At 34.0% G+C, this 11,957-nt stretch carries 9 protein-coding genes; 1 reads left to right on the top strand and 8 read right to left on the bottom strand.

The window, feature by feature from the left end; translation table 11 throughout:
- Positions 1 to 37: 37 nt before the first annotated feature.
- The 8 genes from ACRHNM_RS01470 to ACRHNM_RS01435 all read right to left on the bottom strand — a co-directional run bounded on the left by ACRHNM_RS01470 (position 38) and on the right by ACRHNM_RS01435 (position 11,121).
- Positions 38 to 2,443, bottom strand: coding sequence for an FG-GAP-like repeat-containing protein (locus ACRHNM_RS01470; protein ID WP_431132928.1), 2,406 nt, complete (start codon positions 2,441 to 2,443; stop codon positions 38 to 40).
- A 77-nt stretch (positions 2,444 to 2,520) separates the two neighbouring features.
- Complete coding sequence (locus tag ACRHNM_RS01465) at positions 2,521 to 2,727, bottom strand: hypothetical protein (RefSeq protein WP_431132926.1); 207 nt, start codon at positions 2,725 to 2,727, stop codon at positions 2,521 to 2,523.
- Between the two features lie 148 nt (positions 2,728 to 2,875).
- Positions 2,876 to 6,136, bottom strand: coding sequence for an FG-GAP-like repeat-containing protein (locus ACRHNM_RS01460; RefSeq protein ID WP_431132924.1), 3,261 nt, complete (start codon positions 6,134 to 6,136; stop codon positions 2,876 to 2,878).
- A 28-nt stretch (positions 6,137 to 6,164) separates the two neighbouring features.
- Positions 6,165 to 7,550, bottom strand: a complete 1,386-nt coding sequence (locus tag ACRHNM_RS01455; RefSeq protein ID WP_431132922.1) for an Ig-like domain-containing protein — start codon at positions 7,548 to 7,550, stop codon at positions 6,165 to 6,167.
- Between the two features lie 205 nt (positions 7,551 to 7,755).
- Complete coding sequence (locus ACRHNM_RS01450; RefSeq protein WP_431132920.1) at positions 7,756 to 8,754, bottom strand: aspartate-semialdehyde dehydrogenase; 999 nt, start codon at positions 8,752 to 8,754, stop codon at positions 7,756 to 7,758.
- Positions 8,755 to 8,884: 130 nt separating this feature from the next.
- Positions 8,885 to 9,286 carry a large conductance mechanosensitive channel protein MscL gene (mscL, locus tag ACRHNM_RS01445; RefSeq protein ID WP_431132918.1) on the bottom strand — a complete coding sequence of 134 codons (402 nt, stop codon included), beginning with the start codon at positions 9,284 to 9,286 and terminating at the stop codon, positions 8,885 to 8,887.
- An 85-nt stretch (positions 9,287 to 9,371) separates the two neighbouring features.
- Positions 9,372 to 10,481, bottom strand: coding sequence for an alanine racemase (gene alr / locus ACRHNM_RS01440; RefSeq protein ID WP_431132916.1), 1,110 nt, complete (start codon positions 10,479 to 10,481; stop codon positions 9,372 to 9,374).
- Positions 10,474 to 11,121, bottom strand: a complete 648-nt coding sequence (locus tag ACRHNM_RS01435) for a thymidine kinase (protein WP_431132914.1) — start codon at positions 11,119 to 11,121, stop codon at positions 10,474 to 10,476. The genes alr and ACRHNM_RS01435 overlap by 8 nt, the downstream gene beginning before the upstream one ends.
- A gap of 104 nt (positions 11,122 to 11,225) precedes the next feature.
- Between ACRHNM_RS01435 and ACRHNM_RS01430 the strand changes: the two genes are divergently transcribed.
- A complete protein-coding gene (locus ACRHNM_RS01430) occupies positions 11,226 to 11,954 on the top strand; it encodes a hypothetical protein (protein WP_431132912.1) in 729 nt (242 codons plus the stop codon).
- The last annotated feature ends 3 nt before the right edge of the window (positions 11,955 to 11,957 follow it).

Raw genomic sequence — 11,957 nt, 5'->3', positions numbered from 1 at the left:
TAGTAGCGGCTTTTTTATATGATAAACTTAAAAAGGCTTATTGCTTAATAAACTTTTGATTTTTGATAGCATTATCAGAGATAATACTGATGATGTAATTTCCAGCGGACAATTGAGATACATCAATTGACTTAGAGTTGTTTAAAGAGTTTGTCATTACACGTCTTCCGCTAATATCATAAATATTATAGACAGCATTTTGCAATTGTAATCCAGAAGTAATATTTAATATGTTTTTAGTTGGGTTAGGAGATAAAATGAAATCAGAAACAAGCTCATTATCATTAAGGCTTAGAGAGGTTCCCGTACCTTCAACGGCTTCAAAAGTTTGATTGATGCCTGGGTTTGAAAATATTTCGCCACCAGAATTCGGCCAGTAAATGATAATCTGAGAAACACTTGTGTCGCTTCCAATACCAAAATGTGTATTTAATGTACTCATGTATTCAAAACCTTCACCACTACGTACATCTCTAATTTGAACACCACTATCTGTATAGATTTCAACACGAGCACCAATACCATCGATATTACTTGCAGTACCAACAGTATTTATTGTAATCCAGTTGTTATCAGTTGTAAGATTCCAATAAATATTACCATTATAATAAGCGTCAATAAATCCGTCATTATTTAAATCTCCTAGAGCTCCATTCTTATAATTGATTTGCGTGTTATCAGCATCTTCAAAAGTAAGATCACCATTTCCATACAAAATGGTTCCATTACATAAAATGTCTAAATAACCATCATTATCAATATCATAACTCACATTTTCGTGACCAGTAGAAGCACCACTTACTCCAGCACCAGAAGTAACATCGGTAAACGAACCATCACCATTGTTGCGCATAAGTTTATGCGAACCAGAACTAGCACCAACAAAAACATCCATGTCGCCATCGTTATCATAATCTCCCCAAGATGACGACCAAGTTTGCATTGGGTCAGCAAGACCAAGCTCACTTGCATTTTCAGTAAAAGTACCATCGCCATTATTTGTTAGCATAACATTTGTTCTTCTGGCCGTCTCTCCACCACATTTAGCAATAAACATATCCATATCTCGATCATTATCATAATCAATCCAAATGGATCCATAATGACCACCTGAAGTATAATCCCCTAATCCACCTTGGTAAAAGGTTAAATTACCCAATCCGTCATTGATGTAATAAACATTAGGAGCCACGTCATGACACACAAATGCATCTAAATGTCCATCCTGATTGATATCAACAAAGTTTGAACGTTGCGAGAACACATATTCTGGACCAGAGATTTCTGAAAAACCAGTACCAGTTCCATCGCTTTTCATGAAGGTTACACCACTTCCTGACCCATAAAGTAAGTCGGTAAAACCATCTTTGTTAAAATCTGCAGCAGCCATACTCCAACCAGGTAGGAAATCTGCGTTAGGTGTTGGAATATTTACTTCGTTAAATCCTCCTGTACTTAGTTGGTAATGGATATTAACATTGTTAGACGTTACAGATACAATATCATCAAGATGGTCTCCATCCATATCTACAACGGTCAAGTCGTATCCTCCAATACCTAAATCCTGAAGAGTGAAATTCACTCTGGAAGGAATTAATGTTGCAAAATTTACAGGTCCAATCCAATTACTAAAATCTGTTCCTCCACAAAAGCCTCTAACATAAATTTCATAAGCAGTGTTTTCGGTTAATCCATTTAAAACATGAGGATTATTTGAACTCGTTGAGGTTCCAGCTCCAGAAGGAATTCCAGCTCCAGGAGATTGAACAACGATTTCCCAAGAGGTTTCAACATCACCAGCTTCCCAAAAAACACTGGCACTATCTGAAGACACAAAAGCAACTGATAGATTGCTAATATTTGGACAAGCAGGAGGTGTTTCTGAACGTATTGTTGGAGAGTTAAAACAAAATCCCCAACCGTAAGACCCATTATCGTTATAAGAGATTCGATATTTAAAATTTGTTAATTGAGTTGGTGTGAAAGATGCAATACTTATTGTTTCATTGACTTGTTGTGGAGTTCCATTACAAAAGTTTGAAGTAGGTGCATTATTAGTTTGCACTAATTCTTCACCAAAATCTTGCCAGTTTCCTGCATCATTATCCCAGTATTGTATTCTTAAACTTTCGTTTTGAAAAATGTTATGGACATAAGAACTTACTACTGTAATCCAAGTTTCTCCAGCATTGTATGCAGCAGTTATATCAATAGTGTTAGATTCTACTGCTATATTGTTTATTGAATTAGGTCCAGCTTCATCTTCATCAAATGAAAAATTCATTGAACCATCTGTCGGATTGTCTGTGAAGAAGAGAGGATTAGCGTCATAGGTACCTGTAATTGTCCAGGTATTGTTTGGCCAGTTAGCCGATTCATTTAAAACTTGAGCTACCGAGCAATAAGATATTACAAGAAATGCTATTAATGTAATTTTTTTCATAAAAATTTAGGTATTAGGTAAATAGTTTCTAAAAATAATAAAAAAAATCCTCCAAATATAATTTAGAGGGTTTTTAGTTATTTAAAATCAATAAGGTTATTGCTTAATAAACTTTTGATTCTTGATTGTATTCTTAAATATTCATTTTGGTAAACATTAGGATTAGGATCATATGAGCTTGTAATAACCCAACTGTTGTTTGGCCAGTTGGCTGATTCGTTCAAAATTTGAGCAACAGAGCAATAAGACATTATAAGAAATGTTAATAATGTAATTTTTCTCATAATATTTTATATATGCTTTATCATAAGCACTAAAAGTAATAAAAAAAGCCCTACAAATTTAGTTTGTAAGGCTTTTATGCGTGCTGTCTATTAGGCTTTTAAAGATGTCCTTTACATGTATAAAGGGAAATGAAGGACTAATAGAAAATTACTGCTTTATTAATCGCTTAGTAGTTACACTTTCTGCAGAATAGAGTTTTAAGAAATATATAGCAGTATCTAATTGGCTTACATCTATTTCATTAAAATTAGAATCTATTGTTTTTATGAGTTGTCCATTAATACTGATAATATCTATTCTGGTTAAGTTTTCTATATTACCTTTAATAAAAACAGTATTCTTTACTGGGTTAGGATATAGATGTATAGCATTAATATCGTAGTTCGTTACAGCTAATGTACTAACACCAGCAGCTGAACAATCATAGGTGTCATCAAATATTTGTTCTCCAGGACTATTTGTACAATCTGCAGCACCAGCACCACCACAAGCTGTATAAAATTGATCTTGAAATACACCTTGATTGTAGAAACAAACATCAGCATCCTCACCAGCATTAACATATTTTATTTTAATATGAAACAATACTTTTGGTGTTGCTGTAATTTGGGCAGACATTATATTGGTTTCAATGAAAGATTCTGAGAAGTTTTGTTGGAATGACAAAGATACTCTAGAAGTAGTATTATCATTTTGAATAAAGTCTTTATATGCAGGAAGCCCTACAAAAGAAGCGCCTAAAATAGAGGTTTCTGGTTGAGTATATTCAATAGCATTATTTGAAGATATATTTTCTCCAAAAGCAGCAGTATTATAATCAAAATAAACCTGACCAGAACCTACATAAAAATCTTCAGTAGTAGCAATTAAAATATCTGCTTCATAATAATTGTCACTACCATCATTGGTTATTTGTGCATTAGCAAAGGAAAGCGTAACGTTAGACGCTAATTGCTCTGCTTCTGACCTTTGAAATTGTTGACCACGACCAATATTTGGATTAATTAATGAGTTAACATCAGAGTTTTGAATTTGAGTGTTGACATCCATATCGGCATTGCTATATCCTGAACCACCAATTAATTGTATAACTCCACTAGCATCAGAATTTTGAATTTGTTGATTGCTATCAAAATCACCTGCATACATACCATATTTGCCATTTGCTAAAGCGACTACAGCATTGCTTGCACCTTCCACAGTATTCGGGTTTAAAGATAAATCTATAACCGTATTTGATGGGCTTAGAGCATATGATGCAGCACTCATTAAACCAAGATGATTACGGTGTTTGATAACGACATAATAGCTGTCTTGATCTTGATCAAAGGTTAAAGGAGATAAACCATCGACATCAACAACGTCACCATCTCGTTGTAATAATGCAGATTGCGAATCTACTACCAAAGTGTTATCATCTTTATCACGAAGTTCAACAAAAACCCAATCAACGATAGCATCTGAACCTGTTGTATTAAATACTGAAACATCAGCAGTTAATCCATCAGCATATGGACTTGTTGTAGCATTGGATGCTAACCATCCATTAAGACGTAAATCATCACGCATTAAATTGTCTTCTCCTGAATTAGGATTTAAAGCAGCACCTTCTAAATACACTATTGGTGATAATACAATATCACAACGTTCACCAGAACCTTCAACTACCGTAAAGGGTTGATTTACAGGTGGATTTAGAAATGTTTCACAACCAGAATTTGGCCAGTATACAGTAATATGAGAAATACTGGTATCAGTACCTATCCCAAAATGTGTGTTTATAGAATTCATATATCTAAAACCATCACCACTTTTTACATCTCTAATTTGCATTCCACTATCAGTATATATTTCAACACGAGCACCTATACCGTTAATATTGCTTGTTGTACCAACAGTATGAATTTTGATCCAGTTATTATTGGTTTCTTTATTATTAAGATAAATGTTGCTGGAATTAAAGGCATCAATGTAACCATCGTTATTTAAATCGCCATAAGCTCCTGCTCCTGGGAATACGTTAGTATGAACAGTGAAGTTCATATTTCCGTCACCAAACAATATATTTCCACCAGATACAAGATCAAGATTACCATCGTTATCAAAATCAAAAGTAACTGTTTCTGTAGAAGTTAATGATAGTAAATCAACACCTGAGCCTGCGCTAATATCAACAAACATATTGTTTTCAATATCGTTTTCCATAAGTTTATGAGCACCAGAACTAGCGCCAACAAAAACATCCATATCACCATCATTATCAAAATCTCCCCAAGCAGATGACCATGTTTGCATTGGATCTGCTAAGCCAATAGCTGATGCGTTTTCTGTGTAATTCCCATTTCCATCATTAGTATGCATTTGGTTAACTCTTCTTGCTGTTTCACCACCACACTTAGCGATAAATAAGTCCAGATCTCTATCATTGTCATAATCAATCCAGATAGAACCATAATTACCTCCTGAAGAATAGTCTCCCAAACCTCCTTGATTAAATGTAAGGTTTCCACTTCCATCGTTCATATAGTAAACATTAGGAGCGACGTCATGACACACAAATGCATCTAAATGTCCATCGTTATTTATGTCAACAAAATTAGAGCGTTGAGAAAACACATCTTGAGAACCAGAAACTTCAGTAAATCCATTACCAGTACCATCACTTCTCATAAAAGTTACTCCATTTCCAGCACCATAAAGCAAGTCAGTATAACCATCTCTGTTATAATCAGCTGCGGCTAAACTCCATGATGGTAAGTAATTAGCATTTGTTGTTGTAATATTTTTTGTGGTAAATCCTCCACCAGCGTTTTGCTCTCTAATGTTAACATTCGTAGAAGAAATAGACACTAAATCATCCAGAAAATCACCATTCATATCAACACAAGCATATCTGTAAGAACCAGAAGCTCCAGAAGGACTGGAGGTAAATGTAATTGGAGTTGGTACAGGAGTATTGTTTGTAGCTTCTAAACAAAATGCTACATCGGAAAGGCCAGTACCTTCGAAATCATAAATTTGAATAACAAGATCATCACCAATATTCCATCCACCAATAGTTTCAGTAGCAAAGGTATCTGTACATGCAATTTCAATAGTACCTGTAGAATCGAAAACTACGATACCAGGATTACCAGGATTTTGAGAGAAAAAATTCAAACCGGTTGTAGTTGCTGTCCAGGTAAAAAACTGGTCTAATCCAGAAGCTCTACACGAACCTTGTACTCCACTATCTGTAGTTCCATCTGTTGAAAACGGAAGGTTAAAAGTGGCATTAGAACAACCTGTGCCATCAGCAGAAGGCGTAATTGGTATTGCGCCTGAAAAATTATCATTTACTGGCTGAGCAAAAACCTGAAAGTTAAATGCCATAAAACCCAGTGTGATAAGAAGTAATTTTGTTTTCATAATAGTCTATTTTCAAATTTTAATTTAATTATTCACATTCTCCCTCTAAGGAGTTAATCCACTCTTCAATAAGTCTAACACCTTCAGCATGCTGAAGTGTTCTTCCTAAAAGAGGCATTCTATATTGTTCTTCGATTGAACTGATTCTAAAGTGTAAAACAGATTTATCAACCTGACCACTAGAAATGATATGAGTATAAGGTGAAATTTGAGTATCTGGTGTAACACACACACCTTTATTTACATCATCGTCATTTTCGTTAAATGCCAGTCGCATAGGACGATACTCGCAATAACTTTCTTCAGAGTGACAGTGAGCACAGTTGATATCTAAATAAGAGCGAACTCTCAGTTCTAAAGGAAGCGAAGTGTCTTCCCAATCGACTGTTGAAACTATCGTTGCAGGTAAATTATTTTCTAAATAACCGACTTCTATCCACTTATTTAATTGATTGAAACTACCATCTGTATAATTGTAGTTTCTGTTTAAGTTTTGAGGTTTCGGACCAATAGGTAATGGTGTTCCGAATTTATTATGACATGAGAAACATTCATTTCTAGAAGGAACTCTGTAATTGACTGATTTCGTAGTTCCGTCATCATGAATCCAATCAAAATCAATAAAGCTTCCATTGTTTGTAAAAGTTGCTTCTGTTTGTTCATCATTCCAAACGTAATTTGCAAAATCCCAACCTTCCTCAGTCATATACATTAAGCGTGTTTCAATAATTCTTGTGGTATTTTCGGGTTGAATGTTATCGTAAAAAAAGTTTTTGATTAGTATTCCTCCAACTGGAAAATCTAAAGGAGTATGATCACTATCGTAAGTGGCTATTGTGCCATCTGGCATCCAAACAAAACGTTTTTTATGCGCATAGTCAGTAAAAAGAGGAGAGTTCAAATCATAAGGTAAAACTCCTGGGACAGGCTCTAAATTTTTTAAAACACCTTTAAAAAAGTTATATTCTGAAAGCGTCTGATAAGGCATCTCATCAGGATTATATACAACTTCTAAACTAGGGTTTACTGTAATGTTAATATCTTCTGTGGAACAGCTAATAGGTTCTAGGTTATTGCAAATAGTATATGTGAAATAATCTGTTCCCACGAAATCTGTGTTAGGTGTATATAACACTGTGTCATCTGAAGGATTGTTTGGCGTATTGTTTAAGTCTAACACTTCAACACTTCCGTTTGTGGCATTGCTAAGGACTAAACTTCCAGATTCTGGTACATTGATGTCGTTACTCAACACATTTATTTCAATAGTGTTATTTTGAATGACCTCTGCAAAATCTGGAGCGGTTTCAATAACAACAGGAATATAATTGTCAGTATCATCATCATCTGCACAAGATTGTATTGAGACTGTCAACACAATAAGTAAGATTGATTTAAGGCAATTTTTAAACATTTACAGTAAAATTTGGACAGTAAATATACTTACATATTAAACATTTATATAATTAATTAGATGTAATACTCTTTTTATCAGACAACAAGAGTGTCTAAATAGGAGGTTTACGGTAATTTGCAAAACCAGACCTATGAATTAAGAAATGGTTTGCTTTTATACAACAACTCAATCCACCAAAACCCTAAGTGTCTCTATAAAAAAATTACTTTTTTAAAAGTAGATTTTTTTTCATTAGATATTCAGCAATTTGAATGGTATTTGTTGCAGCTCCTTTACGCAGATTATCACTAACAATCCACATATTTAATGTATTTGGCTGTGATCCGTCTCTACGGATTCTTCCAACAAAAACATCATCTTTCCCATTGGCATAAATTGGCATCGGATAGGTGTTGACATCAATATTATCCTGAACGACAATACCTTCTGATTCACTGAGAATTTTTCTAATTTCAGAGATATCGAAATCGTGTTCAAATTCAACATTTACAGCTTCGCTATGTCCACCTGCTGTTGGGATTCTAACCGCTGTTGCTGTAATAGCTATTGTGCGATCATCTAATATTTTTTGAGTTTCACGAACTAATTTCATTTCCTCTTTGGTGTATCCGTTTTCTTCAAAGACATCGCAATGCGGAATAGCATTTTGGTATATAGGATAGTGATAAGCCATTTCACCTTTAATGCCAGCAACCTCGTTTTCTAATTGTTTAACAGCTTTTACACCTGTTCCGGTTATAGATTGATATGTAGAAACAACAATCCGTTTCATTTTAAATTTTTTATGAAGAGGTGCTAACGCCAAAACCATTTGTATGGTTGAGCAGTTGGGATTAGAAATTATTTTATCTTCAGAGGTTAATTTTTCTGCATTAATTTCAGGAACAATCAATTGTTTAGAATGATCCATTCGCCATGCTGAAGAGTTATCAATCACTGTAATTCCTGCTTCTGCGAATTTTGGAGCCCATTCTAAAGAGGTATCACCTCCTGCTGAAAACAATGCTATACTCGGTCTCATGTTAATAGCATCTTGCATCCCAACAACTTTATAGTCTTTTCCATTATACCTAATTAATTTGCCAATGGATCGTTTTGAAGCCACAGGAATTAATTCTGAAACCGGAAAATTACGTTCTTCAAGAACTTTAAGCATGACTTCGCCAACTAAACCAGTGGCTCCAACTACAGCTACTTTCATTACAATTAAAATTAGATAAACAAAAGTAGGGATTAATTCATTTTTCTATTTAAAAAAAGTCATAAAAAAAACCACCTCTTTTTTGGAGGTGGTTAAGATTAGAACATAGGTAGTGTAGCGGTTAGCTATCTTATTTTTTTAGCAAATCTCTAATTTCTTTAAGTAAGTCGTTATCAGATGGACCTGCAGGACCAGCTGGTTCAGGAGGTGTTTTAGTTTTATTATAGGCTTTAACAATCATAAATAATACAAATCCAACAATAATTAAATTGATAATTGAATTTACCCATTTACCATACATGATAGCATTTTCTGGTTTAGTAATTTCTCCATCAGCTCCCACTGTAGCTGGAGATAACACATATTTTAAATCTGCAAAATCAACACCACCAGCAAAGTTTCCAACAATTGGCATCATAATGTCTGAAACGAAACCGTTTACAACCATACCAACAGCTCCTGCAAGAATAACAGCAACTGCTAAATCAATGACATTGCCTGTCATTATAAAATTCTTAAATTCTTTAAACATAATTTCAGTGTTTTATTAGTTAGTTAATACTTCAATAAGACACTAATTTAATCAAAAAGTCACAAACGTGACTAATATTTACGAACTATGTTAAAAATACACGTTTGATTCTTTGAGAAATTGCGGTTATGATTTCGTAAGAAATGGTTTGAGCAGTTTTTGAAAACTCGGAAGCTGAGTAAGGATGACTACCAAAAATAATAACCTCATCTCCTTCATTACAATCAATATTTGTTATATCTACCATGATCATATCCATACACACATTACCAATAATAAAAGCCGGTTTGTTATTAATAATGACATAGCCTTTTCCGTTGCCATATTGTCTGCCAATACCATCAGCATGACCAATAGGAATGGTTGCTGTTTTAACTATAGTATCGCTTTTATAAGCTCTGTTATAACCAACAGTTTCTCCTTTTTCTATAGAATGAATTTGAGAAATTACAGATTTTAATGTAGCAATAGGATTGAAATGGTTGTTTTCTTTTTTAGAATTACCAAAGCCATATAAACCAATACCAGTTCTTACCATATTTAAATGTGCTTCGGGATAATTTAAAATTCCAGAAGTATTGCAAATATGAAGCATGGGTTGGTAGCCAATCTTTTTAGAAAAGGTTTCAGCAATGGTTTTGAAATGTTTAATTTGTTGATTTGTAAATCCCTTTTCTGACAGGTCTTCGCTGGCTGCTAAATGTGAAAATATAGATTTAGCTATAACAGAATTTGTGGTTTTCAACTTGGAAATGATATGTTCTACATCATTCTGCCCAAACCCTAATCGGTTTAAACCTGTATTGAATTTGATATGAATCGGATAATTGGTCTGCTTTTCTTCTGAAGCAATTGCAATAAATTCATTTAAAACTTTTGAATTATAAAGGCTAGGCTCAAGACATCTTTCAATAAGGATTTTAAAATTTACAGCTTGAGGATGTAAAACTAAAATGGGCTTTGTAATACCAGCATTTCTTAGCGCAATGCCTTCTGAAACATAAGCTACAGCAAAATAATCAACGTTTAAATCTTGAAGGTAATTGGCAATCGTTTCTGCATGGCTTCCGTAGGCAAAAGCCTTTACAACAGCCAAAACTTTAGTGTCTTTTTGTAGTTTAGATTTTATATACTCGAAGTTGTGTTTGAGCGCTTTTAAATCTATTTCAAGGACTGTTTCTTGCGCTTTAGGCATTAGAGTTATTTTTATTTGTCGTCACCTCTTCTGCATCATTAACTTTCATGTTTCTTACTTTATCACGAAGCATGGCTTTGTAAAATGCAGCACGACTTAAAGGTTCATATTCATCAACTTCACCGAGAAGCACAAGGCTGTCACTAGTAGATTTACGATAACTGTATTGTGCTAAATTCCCAGTTCGCGTACAAATGGCATGAACTTTAGTCACATATTCTGCAGTTGCCATTAAATTAGGCATTGGTCCGAACGGGTTTCCTTTAAAATCCATATCCAAACCAGCAACAATGACGCGTACTCCTTTATTGGCCAAATCATTACATACACGAACAATTTCATCATCAAAAAACTGCGCTTCGTCAATTCCAACCACATCACAACCATCTGCCAAAATAGGAATGTTGGCTGCTGCAGGAACTGGTGTTGAACGAATTTCATTAGAGTCATGAGACACAACCATTTCTTCGTCATAACGCACATCAATAGCAGGCTTGAAGATTTCAACTTTTTGCCTGGCAAACTTGGCACGTTTGAGTCTGCGAATCAGTTCTTCGGTTTTACCAGAAAACATTGATCCGCAAATAACTTCAATCCATCCAAATTGTTCTTTATGATTTACTGTATTTTCGAGAAACATTTTGTAATTTTAACACTAAAACAAACCGTTTAGCCGTTTTGTATAAAGGTGGCGTAAATTTATTAAAAATCAATCGCATAAATTCGTTTTAAATTTAAAAAGTTATGAAGAAGAAGTTAGAATCTGAATTAGTAAGCATTGCGCATAGAATTTTAAAACTAAAAGGAAAGGAAGATGTTTTAAAGATGCATACCGAAGTTTCAGTTCTTTATGAAAAGTTGAGCGTTCTTAAATTTGCTCATGAAAATTTAGAGGGAGATTTACCAACTATTGGAAGTAATTCTTCTTTCTTTGGAATGTTAGATACCGCTTTTAACAATAAAGTGAGTGATAATATTGAAATTGAAGATAGGATATACGTTAATCTTGATGAGAAAGAAGATGATCATATTTATGAGCCTGTAATGGAAAAAATAAAAGATATGGTCGCTCAAATGCCTCAGGAATCTCAGGAAGTTGATGAGATTATTGAAACTGTAGTTGCCGAAAATCAAAATTCAGTAACTCATTTAGAAGATATCACTGCAGGCTTTGAAGAGATGCCAGAATTTGAACCTGTTTCAGAAGCCAATGCAAAAAAGTCTTTAAACGATAAATTAAAGAAAAGGACTTTAAATATTGGACTTAATGATAAACTAGCGTTTATAAAACACTTATTTGGAGGTAAAACTGAAGATTACGATCGTGTTATTTCTCAACTAAATACAACTCAGTCATTTAATGATGCCACTCGTTTTATCAATGATATTGTAAAACCAGATTACAATAACTGGTCAGGAAAAGAAGACGTTGAAAACCGTTTTATGGAAATTGTTGAAAGTAAATTTTCATAACAT

Origin of the sequence: Psychroserpens mesophilus, assembly GCF_050617655.1 — a bacterium.
Taxonomy (GTDB): Bacteria; Bacteroidota; Bacteroidia; order Flavobacteriales; family Flavobacteriaceae; genus Psychroserpens; species Psychroserpens mesophilus_A.
Note: the sequence above shows the minus strand (reverse complement) of the source record. Positions and strands in the feature narration are given on the sequence as shown.